This window comes from Blastochloris tepida (genome assembly GCF_003966715.1).
Classification (GTDB): domain Bacteria; phylum Pseudomonadota; class Alphaproteobacteria; order Rhizobiales; family Xanthobacteraceae; genus Blastochloris; species Blastochloris tepida.
The window spans coordinates 409574-426546 of record NZ_AP018907.1 but is presented as its reverse complement, the minus strand read 5'-3'; the positions used below and the strand labels follow the sequence as shown (position 1 = coordinate 426546).

The window sequence follows — 16973 nt, the reverse complement described above, 5'->3', positions numbered from 1 at the left end:
GGATGCGGGCTCAAGGTTTCACTCCAAGTTCTGGATTCACTCCAAGTTCTGGATTCACTCCAGGTTCTGGTTTCACTCCAGGTTCTGGACCTGCTCACGGAACTGATCGATGACGTGCTTGAGGTCGAGGCCGATCTGGGTCAGCGACACGTCGTTGGCCTTGGCGCACAGCGTGTTGGCCTCGCGGCCGAACTCCTGGGCCAGGAAATCGAGCTTGCGGCCGACCGGCCCGCCCTCGGCGAGCAGGCGGCGCGCCTGGGCGACATGGGCGATGAGCCGGTCGAGCTCCTCGCGCACGTCGGCCTTGGCGGCCATCAGCACCGCCTCCTGGTGCAGCCGGTCGGGATCGAGGCCGCCCGCGCCCTCCAGCAGCACGCGTACCTGCTCGGCGAGGCGGGCGCGGATGGCCTCGGCCGTGCGCGCCGGGCAGGCCTCGGCCGCCGCGGTCAGCCGGGCGATCTCATCGACGCGCCCGCCCAGCACCGCGCCGATCGCCGCGCCTTCCGACAGCCGCGCCGCAGCCAGGGCGTCGAGCGCGGTCTCGAAGCTTGCGAGGATCGCGGCGTCGAGCGCCGTGCGCTGATCGGCGCTCGGCTCGGCCTCGACGATCTCGATCACACCCTTGAGCGCCAGGAGGCCGTCGACGCTGGGCGCGCCGGCATCGATGCGGGTGGCGATGAGCCGCGCCGCCTCGATCACCGCCGCCAGCACCGGCTCGTTGATGCGCGCCTCGGTGACGCGGGTCGAGGCCTGCAGCGTCAGCGTGGCATTGATGGTGCCGCGGGCGAAGCGCCCCTGCACCAGCGGCCGCACCTTGGCCTCCACCGCCTCGAAGCCCGGCGGCGTGCGCAGGCGCAGATCGAGCGACTTGCCATTGACCGAGCGCAGCTCCCACGCCCAGCTGGTGCCGGCGAGCGCGCCCTCGGCACGGGCGAAGCCGGTCATGCTGGCGACCGCTGGGATGGCGGCGGCCGGGCTGGCAGGAGACAAGCTGGCAGAGGACAAGCTGGCAGGAGACGAGCTGGCAGAGGACATGACACACTCCCCCCGCCTCGGGGCCGAGTCAGGGTCGGCGGGGCGGCCGGACCCTAAAGCATTCTCCGCAAAAGTGGGAACCGGTTTTGCGAGTGGAGAATGCGCCGCGAGAGAGCCATTCTCCGCAAACGTGGGAACCGGTTTTGCGAGCAGAGAATGCGCCACGAGAGACCCATTCTCCGCAAAAGTGGGAACCGGTTTTGCGGGCGCAGCGAACCGATCCGGCCATGGCGGCTGGGCCCCCTTCCCTCGCGTGGCTTCGCCACGCTCGCCGGGGGGAGGCTGTCGCCCGGGCGAGCAACGCGAGACCCGGGGCCGTCATCCGGAAAAGGCACCCCTTCCGGAGCACGGTCCCGGCTCGGCGCCGGATGCTGCGCATCCTCTGCCGTCCGGGACGACAGGTTGGGCGGCACGGTTCGACCGCGGGCGCCGGCCAGTGGATGAACCGGCAGCCGGGTCGGGCCGTACTTCATCGGGTAAAACCCGGAAGCAGTCTGCGGCTCCCCGGCCGTTTGAAGGAGCCTTCCGGAAACAAGGGAGACCAGTGATGGAGCACACGAGGCGAATCGGCCGCCAGGAGAACCCCGCCATTGTCGCCGTCCACCCGCCGGGTGGCGTGTTTGGGCCGCCCGCCGGGCGGTGACAGTCACGGTGAGAAACCGACAAACCGGGTGAGAACGGGCCGGCCCGCGGTGGCGTGCGTGATGGCTGTTTGATGCGGCCGCGCGCTTCGCGGGTCGAGCCGCGGTGGCGGAAGCCCGATCCCGGTTCACCGCATTCTCCGCAGGAGCGGACACCGGTCTTGCGCAGGAGAATGCGCCGAACCAGAAAATTGGAGCGTCCGCCCGATCCAGCCTGATCGGCGGACGCTCCAGAATAGGCGACGGGCAGGACGCCGTGGCCGACATCGAAGACACTTTCCGCAACGTCCTTCGCGCCGCCACGTCCTCCGCGTCAGCGCCACTCAGCTCACGGCCGAACGGATGGCCGGGCGGATCATGGAGCGGTGTCACCGCATCGGCGACGCGCCGATGGCTGGCCGCGATCGTGATGATCTGGAGCCGGGCTTGCGCACGGTGGCCTAATAAACGCCGCCGGGTGGGCTGGATTTCTGACCGACCGTCGGGCCATCTTCTGCCCCACCTGGGGTCGGGAACCTGTCAGCCAATCAGATTCATCGTCTCATCGTCAGATCGGGGAAGCGGAATCACGGACAATCCCCTGGGGTAGGAATCTGCCCCACTGGGCAGGCCTGCACCCCTTGCGCTGGTTTTTGCACGTGCTCTTATCTCAACGACAATTTCCTGTTGTCACGAGCCCCCCTATGAGCACCGAACCCTCCAACATCGTAGCGTTCCCCGAAAAGAACGCTCTCAATCAGCCCACAAGCCTGGAAAAAATCTGGGGCAAGAAGGTCAAGAGCCATGGCTACGCTGCCATCCCGACCATCCTGCTGCGAAGCCAGCATCGGCTCGGCATCAATAGCACCCAGTTTTGCCTGCTGGTCCACCTGCTTGACCTGTACTGGTCGCCGGATCGACCGCCCTTCCCCACCAAGCAGCAGCTTGCTGATCGCATTGGCATCAAGGTGTCGAGCATCAAGCCCAACATGAAGGCTCTAGAAAAAGCGGGGCTTATTCAGAGGGTGCAGCACAAGACTGCTGCCGGCGACTGGGGCGCCAACACCTACCTGTTGGACGGGCTTATCGCCAGGATCCAGGAGCTTGAGCCGGAGTTCGCCGAGGAGAAACGCAAGAGCGAAGCCGCACGGCGGAGGGTGGAGACCCCCAAGGGCAAGCGTCACAAGATTCCGAATGACTGAGGAAACAGGACGTCTGTACCAAGAAATAAATTACCCCGGCCGCATGCCAGAGGCAGAGACGGGTCCGGGGTTTACGCTGTAGAAGTAGGCGAGAGTGGGGGAAAAATCAACCCCAGCATGACATGAACTCCACCGATCACACATACCCCGGTTTGGAAGAGGCCCTCTCCGCCGACCGCTTCGCCTCCTATCTGGGCTGGGCGAACGGGGACCGCAATCAGGCAATCGCACTCTACACCCTCAATGTCGCTCTCTCGGAAAGCCTCCAAGCCCCCCTGCACATGCTGGAAATCGCCCTGCGCAACCGCATTCATCACGTGATGGCTGCCGCCCACGGTGAGAGATGGTTTGACGAAGCCGCCTATCAGGCCAACCCGGTGCAGACCGACATGCTCACCAAGGCCCGCCGAGACATCGCAGACGCCCGCAAGCCAGAGACGTCCGGTCGCCTCGTTGCCGCCCTCACCTTCGGCTACTGGACGGCCATGGTCGGCCGTGAATACGAAGACCTCTGGCAAAGAACCCTGAAGGACATTGCCCGCCGGGAGGATGGCAAAGGCTTGGTGCGCAAGCAGTTCTCCAGGCCTCTCGCACCCATCCGAACCTTGCGCAATCGCATCGCCCATCACGAGCCAATTCTATATTGGGACTTGCCGAAGCATTATGAAGCCATCCTGCAACTGACGCATTGGCTGTCGCCGGTGGCCGCGGCATGGTCCCAAGATGTGTCGCGCTTCCATGCCGTCTATCCGCCAGACGGCATCTCGCTCGTGCGTTCGTCGGCGATCGCGTAGCCGAGCCCAACCGCAATTCAACCCATAACCCCAATCCGGAATGAAGGTGTTCCAAGCATTTCAGTTGCGGCCTCCTCCGCAAGAGGACGCAGCGGTCACGATTGCATCTCGCTTGCGACCGTCGCCTGCCCTCGAGGCACGGATATTTCCCCCACGGCCGCAACGAATTGCCGTCAAATCCGGGCGGGGCCGGGGTTCGGGGCCGATTTGCAGTTTGGCCTTGAAGACATCGCGAAGGCGGGCCAAATCTTCCCCGCGAAACCGGAGTGCACCATGGTCCCTGCCCGTCTGCCCCTCGCCAGCCTGCTCCTGGCGCTCGCCGCGTCGCTGCTGTTCACCGGCCCGCTCGCCGCCCAGCCCGCTCCACGCCTGCTCACCGTGCTCGGCGAGGCCCGGCTCGAGGCGGCGGCCGACCGCGCCTTCGTCACCGCCGGGGTGACCACCCAGGGCAAGAGCGCCCGCGACGCGCTGGCGGCCAACTCCCGCACCATGACCGAAGTGCTGCGCGTGCTGCGCGAGGCCGGGCTGGAGGACGGGGACATCCGCACCAGCACCGTGTCGGTGCAGCCGATGGTGGTCTATCCCTCCTCCAAGGATGCCGACCGCGGCCCGCGCATCTCCGGCTACACCGTCTCCAACCAGGTGAATGTGCGTCTCACCGACCCGGCCAAGCTCGGCGAACTGCTCGACAAGCTGGTGTCGGCCGGCGCCAACCAGATTTCCGACATCCGCTTCGGCCTCGCCGACGAGGGCAAGCTGCGCGATGCCGTGCGCACCGACGCCGTGAAGGACGCCCGCCGCAAGGCCGAGCTCTACGCCAATGCCGCCGGCGCCCGCCTCGGCCGGGTGATGGCGCTCTCCGAAGTTGATGCGCCGCCGGTGCCGCGGCCGCTGGCGCTGCGCGCCGCCGCGCCGGATGCGGCGGCGGTGCCGGTCGCCCCCGGCGAGCAGACGGTGAAGGTGCAGATCTCGGTCACCTGGGAACTGGACAACTGACGCGGCTTCCGGCCGGCAGGCCGGAACCCGTCATCGCGGCCCCGCCTGCGCGGGACCGCCGCGGCGCGGCGCCGATACGGCGCCGCAGTGCGCCCTGAGGGCGCGCCAGCGTCTTTTTCGACCACTGCAACGCCGCCCTACGCCGCCGCAACGGTCGCCCGCAACGTTGCGTGAAGCATGGCGGCAGCGATTTTGCGCCGGGGTGCGAACAATTCTCCGCCCGCCGGGTTTTCCTCGCGCAATATTGTGTGGGAGGAACGCGTCATGCATTGCATCAGGCAAGCGAAGATGGCGGCGATGGCCGGGCTGGCTGCGGTGATGATGTCCGCAACCCCACTGGCAGTCTCGACATTTGCCGTAACCGCGGCCTCTGCCGTGTGGTCGAGCCCGGCCGAGGCGCGTCCCGGCGGCGGCTATCGCGGCGGCGCGGTGCGTGCCGGGGCTTGGCGCGGCGGCGGCTATCGCGGCGCCGTGTATCGCGGTGGCGTGTACCGCGGCGGGGCTTGGCGCGGCGGCTATCGCGGCGCCGTTTATCGTGGCGGCGCATATCGCGGTGCTTACTGGCGCGGCGGAGCGTATCGCGGCGCCTATTGGCGCGGCGGCGGTTACCGCTGGGCCTACCGCAACGATTGGCGTTACCGGCGCTGGTATCCGTGGGGGGCGGCCGCGGCCGGCTTCGCGCTCGGCGCGGCGACGGGTCCGCTGTGGGCCTATGACAGCCCCTATTATGCGACCGACAACTATTACGTCGAGCCCACCTACTACCCCTATGCTCCAGCCTATTACGGCTCGATCAACAACCTGCCGACCTACTATATCGGCGGCCGGCGCTGCTGGTGTACCTGGTAGGACGCGGCGCCGGCCCATGCGGCCGGCCCTGCGCATTCGCCTCGCCGAAGGATCCCTGGTCAAAAAGGGATTTTTCGGCGAGCGCATGCGCCCGAAGGCATTGCCGAACGGAATCCGCCCGACATCCGCAGCCTGAGCCCGCAGCGGGCGGAAGATGAAGAACTGTTAATCTTGAGCAACGTCTTATTTTGACCGTTTTTGCTGATCATATATTTGAAAACCAGCGTATGAGACGAAGGATTTGGTGAAATGTCCCTCTGGCTCCGCACGAAGACATTTCTGGTCGCCGGCCTGACCGGGCTGGTTTTGGCGGGTGGGGCCAGCGTGGCCACCAGCGTGCCGGCCGAGGCCCAGTATTACGGGCCCCGGCATTACGGTCCGCGCCACTATGGCCCGCGGCCCGGCCCCTATTACGGCCCCCGCCCCTATTACGGCCGCGGCTACTATCGCGGCTGGGACAATGGCGGGGCGGTCGCGGCCGGCGTGCTCGGCGGGCTGGCGCTCGGCGCCCTCGCCGCCCAGCCGCGCGGAGTCTATGTCGCCGAATGCTGGATCGAACAGCGCCGAGTCGTGACCCGATCGGGTCGCGTCGTGTGGCGGGATGTCGAGGTTTGCCCCTGAACCGAGCATTCCGTCTGCGTCCCGAAGCCGCCGCCGTGCCCCCCCGCCCGGCGGCGGTTTCGTTCGTCGCCATCGGCTCGCGCGACTCTGTGTCATTGGCTATGGTCGCGCCATGCCCGTCTTCACCCCCGAACAGGACGCCGCGCTGACCGCGGTGGCGCGCTGGCTGAAGAGCCGGCCCAATGGCGCGACCCAGGTGTTCCGGCTGTTCGGCTATGCCGGCACCGGCAAGACCACGCTCGCCCGCCACATCGCCGAAGGCGTTGAGGGAACCGTGAAATTCGCCGCCTTCACCGGCAAGGCGGCAAGCGTGATGCGCCAGCGCGGCTGCGAGGGCGCCTCCACCATCCATTCGCTGATCTACCGGGCGCAGGAGAGCGAGGAGGAGGTGCCGAGCTTCCAGCTCTGGGACGACGCCCCGGCCTCCAAGGCCAGGCTGATCATCATCGACGAGTGCTCGATGGTCGACGAGGAGCTGGGGCGCGACCTGCTCTCCTTCGGCGTGCCGCTCTTGGTGCTGGGCGACCCGGCGCAGCTGCCGCCGATCCAGGGCGGCGGCTTCTTCACCAATGCGGCGCCCGACGCCATGCTGGAGGAGGTCCACCGGCAGGCGGCGGGCGACCCGATCATCCGCCTGTCGATGACCGTGCGCACCGGCGGCCAGCTTGCCCCCGGCTGCTGGGGCGAGACGGAAGTGGTGCGGCGCGATTCGCTCGATCCCCAGCGGGTGATCGGCGCCGAACAGGTACTGGTCGGCCGCAACAACACAAGGCGCGCCTACAATCAGCGCCTGCGCCAGCACCGCGGCTTCACCGATCCGATGCCGGTCGCCTCCGACCGGCTGGTGTGCCTGCGCAACAACCGCAAGAAGGGCCTATTCAATGGCGCGCTGTGGTCGGTGGTCGAGGCCACGCCCGGCCGCACCCGCGCGCTGGTCAAGATGGTGCTGAAGCCGGAGGACGAGGGCCGGCGGAAGCCGCTGAAGGTCTCGGTGCGCTCGGAATGCTTCCTCGGCGGGCTGGAGCAGCTCGACTGGCAGATGCGCCGGAACTTCGACGAATTCGATTACGGTTACGTGCTCACCGTCCACAAGGCGCAGGGCTCGCAGTGGGACGACGTGGTGTTGTTCGACGAGAGCTTCGCCTTCCCCGACAGCCGCGCCCGCTGGCTCTACACCGGCATCACCCGCGCCGCGAAACGGCTGTGCGTGGTGGTGTAGCGCCCATTACTGGCAGCTGGGCCGGCCCTACCCGTTCGCCGCCTCGAGGTTGCGGCGCAGCGCGTCGATCTCGCTCTGCAGGCGGCGCAGCTCGTCCATCGACATGCCGGTGGCCTCCAATATGCAGCCGGGAACCACCCGCGCCTTGAGGCGCAGATTGCGGCCGGCCGGCGTCAGGCGCACCCGCACGACGCGCTCATCCTGCGTATCGCGCTCGCGCGTCAGATGTCCCATGCCTTCCAGGCGCTTGAGCAGCGGCGTCAGCGTGCTGGAGTCGAGCGACAGCACCTCGCCGATGCCGCCCACGGTGCGGTCGTCGCCCTCCCACAGCACCACCATCACCAGATACTGCGGATAGGTCAGCCCCATCTCGGCGAGCAGCGGCTTGTAGACGCGGTTGAAGGCCAGCGACGCCGAATAGATGGAAAAGCAGACGAAATCGCCGAGGAAGGGGCCGTCATGCGGCTCGCCGTGCGGCTGGCGGGCGGACTCGGGCATCGTCTCCTCACAGGAATCGCAGCCGCACCCAGGCGGCGACGCAGCGTTGCATACGAATAAATCGCGCGCAATCCAATCGCAAGCGCTTGACAGTCATTCGCGGATCTGCCACATATAACCCACGCGATTAGATCGTTCGCGATGTGTTGGAAGTGAGCACAAGAAGACTCGCGGCGAGCCCTCCGGTCGCCGCGGTGGGGAAGACCAAGAGACCGTAACGCTACGCGCCCCTCGGGTATCGTTACGGAAACGGGCCGCACCAGCCCCCGCCGGTGCGGCCCGTACTGTTTCAGGCAGTCCCCGTCCGGTCGCTTCGGGACACTGGAAACCGCATCACGCCCAGCGCACCTCGAACACGCAGGCCGGATCGCCCAGCGCCTCGCAGGCAATCTCGACCACCGTCGTCGCCGGGCTGACCAGCGCCCGGAACAGCCGCTCGAACGTCGCCGCATAATAGTCGCACACCGGCACATCGCTCCGCGCGCCGCGGCTGATCGGCCCGCCGGCGATGGTGAAGCGTAGCGGCGTGCCGGCGAGCACGTGGAACGCCCCGCCACCGGCAAACGTCCAGGCATTGCGGCTGATGGCGGCAAACAGCAGCCGCGCCGCGGCCGAGGGCGGCAGCATCTTCAGCACGATCTGGACGCCGCGCGGGATGCGGTGGGCGAGGAGATAGTCGCCGGTGGTGCGCCCGGCCTCGCGCGCAATGGCGCGGGCATGCTCCATACCCAGCCTGGCGCGCATGGCCTGATGCAGCCGCGTCACCTCGCGCTCATCGACCATCTGGCTCGGCAGATTGCCGATATAGGATTCCAGCCCCGCATCCTGGAGCAGCTTCTCCGCGCCATCCCGGCCGACATCCCGTTCCAGCGCCTCGGCAATCCGGATGATGGCGTTCGGACCGATCCGAGCCGCCTCGTCCGAATGTCCCTTGCCGTTATCTCCCTTGCCGTTCGCTTGATCCAACAAACGCCCCCCTCCGTCCCCTCGTCCGGACCACCGGACCGCATCCCGCCGGACCGCATCCCGCCGGGCGTCAAATGTCATATGGCTTGGCGCTCCGGCGCGACGGGCCGGATTCGACACTGGCCGCCGGCCTCCCCCGTCCCCGCGAGGCAAGGTCCGCCAGCAAAAGTGTCAAGCGCGCTTAACGTACACTTTTCCTGACAATTGTGGAGTCGCGGCCGGGCCGCCGGTTAGTCCAGCGGAATCACCGGCTGATCGGCGTCGGCGATCGCCACCTGCGCGCGGCCCCCGGCGAAGCGCCCGATCAGGCCGCAAAGATCGTCGGCAGCCGCCGCGACGTCGCCGACGCCGTTGGACTGCAGGGTGACCAGCGTCCGCCGGGTGGCCGGCGTGATCACCGAGCGGCCGTCCTGCCGCCAGTTCCAGCGCCGGCACAGCACCTTGGCGGCATCGGCATAGACCACCTCGCCCGGCTTCGGCGGCCCGCCAAGCTCGCCGTCGCCGCTCATGTCCTCGAAGCTGTCGCCCTCGCGCGCGAAGCGGAAGGCGACATCGCCCACGACGTGGGCGAGATCGTCGGCGCCGGCCGGCAGCACGTGCGCCAGCGACACCGCATTGTAGGCGTCGACGAAGCCGTTGATCGCCGGCAGCGTCCGCCCGGCCAGCACGTTCTTGACCAGCCGTTCGACCGAGGAGCGGTAGGAGGTCGATTTGATGCCGAATCCCTTGTAGGCGGCGCGCCACGCCGCGATGCCGGGAATGGCGGAGAGTTCCAGGCCCGCCCACTGCGCCCGGCAGGCAGCCTCGCGCGCCGCGATCAGCGCTTCGAGTTCCGGCGGCCGCGCGCCGGGAATTGCGAGATCCTCGGCCACCACCGCGGCGATGCGGATGGCGGGAAAGCGCGGCAGAAGCTCTTCGATCGACAGCAGCATGCCCGCGTTGTGGCCGCCGCCGCGGCCAAGCGCAAGCAGCGCGAAGCGAAAGAAGGACGACGTGCGAGCGCTTTCGAGTGCAGGCAGGCGACCGCCGGCAAGGCCATGCCGGTCGTTCCCGGCCGAGCCGCGTCAGCGGCGAGGGGAAGGGAACCCACAGTACCAACGGCAGCGAACGCTGGCCGTCAGCATGGGTCGTGTTGCGCCTCGGAAGCCCGAAGACCCTGTCGTGAGTCTGGATCAGAGGCGTGGTCCCTGGGTCCCCTTCCCGACCGCCTTCGGCGGTCGCCGGGGACGACCCACGTCCTGTCCAGGCGCGATTGCAGACCTCGATACGGTTTCCGGCATCCCGAAGGGATTAACCGGAAACCGTATGACGGTGCCGCAACACTACATCATCCCTAGCGTCCGCGGCAGCCACAGCGAGATGGCCGGTATGTAGGTCACCACCACCAGGAAGCCGAGCATGGTCAGCAGCCACGGCCACACCGCGATGGTGAGTTCGGTGATGCCCATCCTGGTAATGCTGGAGGCGACATAGAGGTTGAGCCCCACAGGGGGGTGGCACATGCCGACCTCCATATTGACCACGATCAGGATGCCGAAATGGATCGGGTCGATGCCGAGCTTCACCGCCACCGGGAACAGGATCGGCGCCATGATCAGCACGATCGAGGACGGCTCCATCACATTGCCGGCGAGCAGCAGCAGGATGTTGACGAACAGCAGGAAGCCGATCCAGCCCACGCCGGTGTCGACGATCCACGCCGCCATGGTCTGGGGAATGTTCTCGTGCGTCATCAGGAACGAGAACAGCACCGCGTTGGTGATGATGTAGAGCAGCATCGCCGAGGTGTTGGCGGATGCCAGCAGCACGCGCGGCACGTCGCGCAGCCGCATGTCCTTGTAGACGAACACGGCGATGACGAAGGCATAGACCGCGCTCATCGCCGCAGCCTCCGTCGGCGTGAAGGCGCCCGAATAGATGCCGCCGATGACGATGACGATGAGCAGCAGGCCCCAGATCGCCTCGCGGAACGAGGTCCAGCGCTCGGCCCAGTTGGCCTGCGGCATGCGCGGATAATTGTTCTTCCAGGCGCGGTAGAAGGTGGTGAGGCCGAGCAGCGTCGCCAGCATCAGGCCGGGAATGACGCCGGCCATGAACAGCTGCCCGACCGATGCGGAGGTGACCCGCTCGCCCTCGGGGCCGGTGACCACTTGGCCGGCGGTGGCCACGGCATACATCACCATCACGATCGAGGGCGGGATCAGGATGCCGAGCGCGCCGGAGGTGGCGACGACGCCGGCGCCGAAGCGCGGCGGAAAGCCCTGCTTCTGCATCGCCGGCAGGATGATCGAGCCGATCGCCACCACGGTGGCGGGCGAGGAGCCCGACACCGCGGCGAACAGCGCGCAGGCCATGACGCCGGCCAGCCCCAGGCCGCCATGCCAGTGGCCGACCATCGACGAGGCGAAGGCGATCATCCGGCGGGCGACGCCGCCATGGGTGAGGAAATTGCCGGCCAGGATGAAGAACGGGATCGCCATGATCTCGAACTTCTCGATGCCGGTGAACAGCTTCAGCGCCACCGACTCGATCGGCACGCTGGTCATGGTGAACAGGAAGGTGAGGACGGTGAGGCCCAGCGCGATCGAGATGGGCATCCCCGTCAGCATCAAGGCGACGAGGAGGCTGAAAATGATGACGACGTTCACGGCTTCACCTCCTCGCCGGGATGATGGCCGGTGCCGGCCGGCGTGCCGTCCTCCTCGGTCATGCCCTCGACATAGGCATGGTCGTGATGAGGCAGGTCACCCGTGAACCAGAAGGTCCAGGCCACCTGGAGGAAGCGGAAACACATCAGATAGGACCCGAGCGGCACGCACAGATAGACCAGCCACATCGGCATTTCGAGGTCGGCCGAGACCTGCTGGGTGTGGGCCATCTCCCACACGAACGTGGCGCCCAGCGTGCCGACGATGGCGGTGAACAGCGCGCCGCACATCAGCGCGAACAGCACCACCTTGCGCTGCCGGTCCGCCGGCAGCCGGTTGACCAGCACATCGACGCCGACATGCACGCCGGTGCGCACGCCATAGGCGGCGCCGAACTTGGCCATCCACACGAACATGTAGATGCACAACTCCTGCGCCCAGGTGAGGTTGATGCTGCGCAGCCACATGAAGCCGGCGCGCCCGAAGTCGGTCAGCCAGCCAATCTCGTGGGCGCGGCCGTAATTGAACACGGAGGCGATGCCGCCCAGGCTGTAGCGGTGGGCGACGGCGATGAAGATGACGATGGTGGCCGCCGCCATCAGCGTCGCAATCAGCGTCTCTTCGAGCCGGTCGAGCAGTCTCAGCATCACGCAGGCTTCCTCGGCAAAATCCTCGGCAAATTTCTTGGGCGGGTTTGTTCGGCGATTTTCTTTGGCAGGATGGTCCGCCGGCCGCGCGGACGCTCCGCCACCGACCGCCGCAAGTCCCGCTTTCGTGCGGCCTTCGGATGATCAGTGCGGCGCGGCGCCCCACCGCCCCGCGGACAGGCCGGATGCGAAACGGCCCGGCGGGGGTGCCGGGCCGCCGCATCGAAGCCTCACGGAACGAGGCCGGTTTCCTTCTGCGTGCGGGCGATGAGATCGGCGCCGATACGGCTCGCCATCTCCTCGTGCACCGGCAGCAGCGCCTTGATCCACGCCTCCTTCTCCTTGGGCGTGAACTCGTGGAACGTCGTCTTGCCGGCCGCCTTCATCGCCGCCAGCGAGTCGTCATTCTCCTGCTGGGCGATCGAGTTGGCATATTCGGTGGCTTCCGCCATCGCCTTTTCCAGGCCTTCGCGGATCTCGGGCTTCAACCCCTCCCAGAACGCCTTATTGGCGATCACCGCATAGCCAAGATAGCCGTGATTGGAGACCGTGGCGTGCTTCTGCACCTCGTGCATCTTCTGGGTATACATGTTGGAGGGCGGGTTCTCGGTGCCGTCGACCACGCCGGTCTGCAGCGCCTGATAGACTTCCGAGAACGCCATCACCTGCGGCACAGCGCCCAGCGCCTTCATCTCCGCCTCCAGCACCTTGGAGGACTGGATGCGCATCTTGAGGCCGAGGAAGTCGTCCGGCGTCTTGAGCGGCCGGTTGGCGCTCATCACCTTGAAGCCGTTGTCCCAATAGGCCAGCCCGACGATGCCCTTCGGCTCAAGCTTGGCCAGGAGTTCCTTGCCGATCGGGCCGTCGGTGACCTTCCGCAGCGCCGCCTTGTCCGGGAAGATGAAGGGCAGGTCGAACACCTCGAACTCGCGCACGCCGAGCGGGCCGAACTTAGCGAGCGAGGGCGCCAGCATCTGCACCGCGCCAAGCTGCAGCGCCTCCAGCTCCTCCTTGTCCTTGTAGAGCTGGGAATTGGGATAGACCTCAACCTTGACCGCGCCGTCCGTGTACTTCTCCGCCAGTTCCCGGAAACGATCCGCCCCCTTGCCCTTGGGCGTGTCCGGCGCCACCACGTGGCTGAACTTGATGACGATCGGCTGGTCCGCACGCGCGGGCTGCGACGACAGCAAAAGGCTTGCCGCAGCGGCAACAATTGCCGCAGCACCGAGAATTGCCGTAGCGCGAGGCGCGAGCCTTGTAATTTTCATGAGCGTTTCCTCGTGGCAGGACTGGTTGGCCCGGCAACCAACTAATCAGGAACGGAAGGCATTCGCCATTAGGGATTTCCGTATCCGCCTCTTGAAATAGAGCCCAGGCCACCTATCGGCGCAGAACCGGCGGGCCGGGCTGCGAAGGTCAGGCCGGGACACGGCCAAGGCAGCGCGCAGCCGGCCCGGCCAAAGGCGGGCCGCGCACCGTCGTCCACCGTGGCCACACAGGCACTCCCCGGTGCGGACGAAGCATATTTAATCAAATATGAATCGAAAGCCCTGCAATATACAGCGACAGATTTACCTCACGAAACCCTAAAATCTATTAATCAGTGATTGCTTCAAAGTATAGCGCTATCGTCCCACCGAGATGATGCTTCAGCGCTGGCAGCCGGCAACGGAAGAGCGGGTGCGAGGCGCCCGCTTCCGGCGACCGGAGACGACGCGGCCGGGCGAAGCCAATTGTGGCGAAAAAGTAGGTGCCGCGGAAAGTAAGTATGGCGGGAAAATGGCATGGAACAAATTCCCGGCCTGTGCGTCAATTCAGCAACACGTCGAACCTATCCGCGTGCCGGCACGACAGAGTGACGAGCCCGGACGGGAAAAAGCGAGACAGCGCGACGGGACTTTGGGACAGCGAGGCAGGACGATGACCAGCAATCTGATTTCGAGCTCCAAGGATACGGACCTGCGCGTCGGCGTGGTTGCGGCGCTCGGTCTCGGCATCGTCGTCACGCTCACCGCCATCCTGGCCCATACGCCGCAGATGACCGCGGACTCCCGTACGACATCCCGTTCCACCATCACCCTGTCGGCCAGCGCGCCCGAGATCGCGCGGCCGGCCCCGAAGGTGATCGTGCAGCACCAGGAGGCGACCGATCACCTCGTCCGGTGAGCGCCACCTGACCGCACCCAGCGATTTCGAATAACCTCCCCTCTGGCCTCTCCCGCTCCGGCGTGAGGGGCTTCTTTTTTGTCCGCCTCCCGCCCACGCGATGGGAACACGCCGGAAGCTTGGCCGCCGATGCCGGCGGCTGATACGGTTTCCGGTTGATCCCTTCGGGATACCGGAAACAGTCTCGCCGAAAACCCCTTGTTCGATAACGGGTTTTTCGGCGATCGGAATACGGTTCTCCGGCTGATCAGCCGAAAACCGTATGAGAGGGCCGCGGGCGCACATCCCGCCCATCCCGATGCGCGCCAACGGCAAATCCCTCGCCGGGGAGGCCGGCAAGGGAGCGTTGTTCAGTGTCGGGGAGGTTCCAGGCGGACGTCCGGCCCTGCGGGGCCGGAACGCCGATCCTGCCAACGGCAGCGAACGCCGGCCGTTGATATCAGGCGTGGCGCAATTGGGCGCCGATGCGGTCGAGCTCGACCTGCTCGCGCGCCGCCTCGACCAGCCGCTCACGCTCCTGGTCGCGCTCCTCGAGGATCTCGACCTTCTTCAGCTCCTCGAACGCCTCGCCCAGTTGCGCGCGGGCGTCGTCGAGCTGGGCCCGCAGCTCGTCGGCCGACCGGCGCAGATTGTCGCGCCGCGTCATCGCCGCCTTGGCGTAGGTCGGATAGGCGAAATGGCCGGGATCGTCGATGCCGGCGCGTTCCTGTTCGGTCAGGATCTCGCGGTCGAGATCGGAGGCCATCCGCTCGAAATCGGCGATCATGGACTCGATCTGAACCACATGCCGGCGACGTTCGTCGACCTGGAAGCGTTTCAAGCGGATGAGCGTTTCACGCGACTTCATGGACTCGACACTGGAATGCGGCAGATCGCCTTCGAAATCGGGACAACGGCAGGATGCAGCTGAACGTCCTGACCATAGGGGCGAGGCGTTGAACTTTGGTTACCGGGAAACCGCCGATCTGAAATCCGGCCGCGGGAGTGGCCTCGCCCCGGCTCGCGAAAGATGCGAAATCCGGCTTCAGGGGCCGGCGCGCCAAAGCCCACCCGCAGGAATATCCCTTGAAAACAATAAGATAAGATAGAGCCACCTACCGAGGGACCCGAGGTGATCTCCGGTAAACCTTAAGATCGATCGGGAATTGTCGCCGGCTGCGCCGGCAACCTGACGTTACGTTATAAGGCTTCCGGCTGCTCAAGCTGGAGGCAGCATCATTTCGTCCCGGCCTTCGCCACGCCGACGATCTCGGCCAGCCGGCGGTAGCCGTCGGCGAGCGAGGTGGAATCGTCCTTGGCCTGGGCCAGGAACGTCTCCAGCGCCGGCGTGAGCCCGATCGCCTCGTCCACCTCGGGGCTGGCGCCGGCCCGGTAGGCGCCGAGCCGGATCAGCTCCTCCATGTCGGCATAGGTGGCGAGCACCCGCTTGGCCCGCTGCACCGCCGGCCAATAGGCCGGGTCGCAGGACCGCGGCATGGTGCGCGACACCGACTTCAGCACATTGATCGCCGGATAGCGCCCGCGCTCGGCGATCGACCGCTCCATCACGATATGGCCGTCGAGAATCCCGCGCACCGCGTCGGCCACCGGCTCGTTGTGGTCGTCGCCATCCACCAGCACCGAGAAGATGCCGGTGATGGTGCCCTCGCCGACCCCGGGGCCGGCGCGCTCCAGCAGCCGCGGCAGCTCGGTGAACACGGTGGGCGTATAGCCCTTGGCGGTCGGCGGCTCGCCGGTGGAGAGGCCGATCTCACGCTGCGCCATGGCGAAGCGGGTGACCGAATCCATCATGCACAGCACGTCGGCGCCCTGGTCGCGAAAATATTCGGCGATCGCCAGCGTCAGATAGGCCGCCTGCCGGCGCATCAGGGCCGGCTCGTCGGAGGTGGCCACCACCACCACCGCCCGCTTGAGCCCCTCCTCGCCGAGATCGTCCTCCAGGAACTCCTTGACCTCGCGGCCGCGCTCGCCGACCAGGCCGATCACCGACACATCGGCCACGGTGTTCCGCGCCAGCATCGACAGCAGCACCGACTTGCCGACGCCGGAGCCGGCGAAGATGCCCATGCGCTGGCCGCGGCAGCAGGTGAGGAAGGTGTTCAACGCCCGCACCCCGAGATCGAGCGGCCCGCCGACCCGGCGGCGGGCATGGGCGGAGGGCGGCGAATTGCGGAACGGATAGGGCTCGGCACCTGGCGGCAGCGGCCCCTTGCCGTCCACCGGCTCGCCCATGGCGTTGACGACCCGGCCCAGCCAGCCGGCCGAGGGCCGCACGCTCGGCACCACCGGCGACACGATGGCCCGGCAGCCGCGCCGCACGCCCTCAAGGTCGGAGAACGGCATCAGCAGCGCCCGGCCGGCGACGAAGCCGACCACCTCGCAGGGGATCGCGCGCCCCGGCGCCGTCTCCACCGAGATGCGCGCGCCGATCGGCATCGAATTGACCGGCCCGGCGACCTCGACCAGCAGGCCGCGCACCGTGGCGACGCGGCCATAGATCTCCACCGCGCCGATCTCGGCGATCTGATCGGCCAGCGCCTTCATGTCTCGGTCCCTCGAATGGCGGCAATTTGGTGGATCGCCGCAAAGGCGCCGCCGGAGTAAACGATTTGTTTACCCGCCTCGTTAATAATCGGTCCGGTTCGGGGAGACGGTCGGCAGCAGCGGCCAAAGGTCTCAACGGACAAACCATTTATGCGGAATTCCTCCGGC

The 16973-nt window shown here is 66.8% G+C and carries 16 protein-coding genes; 7 read left to right on the top strand and 9 right to left on the bottom strand.

Annotated features, from left to right (window positions below; all coding sequences use genetic code 11):
• Positions 1-72 precede the first annotated feature (72 nt).
• Positions 73-945, bottom strand: coding sequence for a YicC/YloC family endoribonuclease (locus BLTE_RS01885; RefSeq protein WP_126397080.1), 873 nt, complete (start codon positions 943-945; stop codon positions 73-75).
• A gap of 1414 nt (positions 946-2359) precedes the next feature.
• Between BLTE_RS01885 and BLTE_RS01875 the strand changes: the two genes are divergently transcribed.
• The 6 genes from BLTE_RS01875 (at position 2360) to BLTE_RS01850 (ending at position 7336) form a co-directional block, all read left to right on the top strand.
• Positions 2360-2857, top strand: coding sequence for a helix-turn-helix domain-containing protein (locus BLTE_RS01875; protein ID WP_126397079.1), 498 nt, complete (start codon positions 2360-2362; stop codon positions 2855-2857).
• A gap of 122 nt (positions 2858-2979) precedes the next feature.
• Positions 2980-3651 carry an Abi family protein gene (locus tag BLTE_RS01870; protein ID WP_126397077.1) on the top strand — a complete coding sequence of 224 codons (672 nt, stop codon included), beginning with the start codon at positions 2980-2982 and terminating at the stop codon, positions 3649-3651.
• Positions 3652-3924: 273 nt separating this feature from the next.
• Positions 3925-4647, top strand: coding sequence for an SIMPL domain-containing protein (locus tag BLTE_RS01865; protein WP_126397075.1), 723 nt, complete (start codon positions 3925-3927; stop codon positions 4645-4647).
• Positions 4648-4911: 264 nt separating this feature from the next.
• On the top strand, positions 4912-5496 hold the full coding sequence (locus BLTE_RS01860; RefSeq protein ID WP_126397073.1) for a hypothetical protein: 585 nt from the start codon (positions 4912-4914) through the stop codon (positions 5494-5496).
• Positions 5497-5745: 249 nt separating this feature from the next.
• The gene (locus BLTE_RS01855) at positions 5746-6117 is read left to right on the top strand and encodes a hypothetical protein (protein ID WP_126397071.1); all 372 of its coding nucleotides are present in this window, start codon (positions 5746-5748) and stop codon (positions 6115-6117) included.
• 112 nt (positions 6118-6229) lie between these two features.
• Entirely contained in the window at positions 6230-7336 is a 1107-nt protein-coding gene (locus tag BLTE_RS01850; RefSeq protein ID WP_126397069.1) for an ATP-dependent DNA helicase, read from the top strand.
• A 27-nt stretch (positions 7337-7363) separates the two neighbouring features.
• Here BLTE_RS01850 and BLTE_RS01845 read toward each other — a convergent pair whose 3' ends face one another.
• From BLTE_RS01845 to BLTE_RS01820, 6 genes are all read right to left on the bottom strand, one after another.
• Positions 7364-7834, bottom strand: coding sequence for a MarR family winged helix-turn-helix transcriptional regulator (locus BLTE_RS01845; RefSeq protein WP_126397067.1), 471 nt, complete (start codon positions 7832-7834; stop codon positions 7364-7366).
• A 333-nt stretch (positions 7835-8167) separates the two neighbouring features.
• Positions 8168-8800: a bacteriochlorophyll 4-vinyl reductase gene (bchJ, locus tag BLTE_RS01840; protein ID WP_244600079.1), complete on the bottom strand. Its 633-nt coding sequence runs from the start codon at positions 8798-8800 to the stop codon at positions 8168-8170.
• Positions 8801-9030: 230 nt separating this feature from the next.
• Complete coding sequence (locus tag BLTE_RS01835) at positions 9031-9732, bottom strand: B3/B4 domain-containing protein (RefSeq protein WP_126397063.1); 702 nt, start codon at positions 9730-9732, stop codon at positions 9031-9033.
• A gap of 390 nt (positions 9733-10122) precedes the next feature.
• Positions 10123-11409, bottom strand: a complete 1287-nt coding sequence (locus BLTE_RS01830) for a TRAP transporter large permease (RefSeq protein ID WP_425290292.1) — start codon at positions 11407-11409, stop codon at positions 10123-10125.
• A 35-nt stretch (positions 11410-11444) separates the two neighbouring features.
• Positions 11445-12095 carry a TRAP transporter small permease gene (locus tag BLTE_RS01825; protein WP_162499889.1) on the bottom strand — a complete coding sequence of 217 codons (651 nt, stop codon included), beginning with the start codon at positions 12093-12095 and terminating at the stop codon, positions 11445-11447.
• Between the two features lie 230 nt (positions 12096-12325).
• Entirely contained in the window at positions 12326-13363 is a 1038-nt protein-coding gene (locus BLTE_RS01820; RefSeq protein ID WP_126397057.1) for a TRAP transporter substrate-binding protein, read from the bottom strand.
• A gap of 652 nt (positions 13364-14015) precedes the next feature.
• On the opposite strand from BLTE_RS01820, the gene BLTE_RS01815 reads away from it, so the two are divergent.
• A complete protein-coding gene (locus BLTE_RS01815; protein WP_126397055.1) occupies positions 14016-14261 on the top strand; it encodes a hypothetical protein in 246 nt (81 codons plus the stop codon).
• Positions 14262-14700: 439 nt separating this feature from the next.
• On the opposite strand, the gene fliJ is transcribed toward BLTE_RS01815, so the two are convergent.
• Positions 14701-15108, bottom strand: a complete 408-nt coding sequence (gene fliJ / locus BLTE_RS01810) for a flagellar export protein FliJ (RefSeq protein ID WP_126397053.1) — start codon at positions 15106-15108, stop codon at positions 14701-14703.
• 368 nt (positions 15109-15476) lie between these two features.
• Positions 15477-16805: a flagellar protein export ATPase FliI gene (gene fliI / locus BLTE_RS01805; RefSeq protein ID WP_126397051.1), complete on the bottom strand. Its 1329-nt coding sequence runs from the start codon at positions 16803-16805 to the stop codon at positions 15477-15479.
• Positions 16806-16973: the final 168 nt, after the last annotated feature.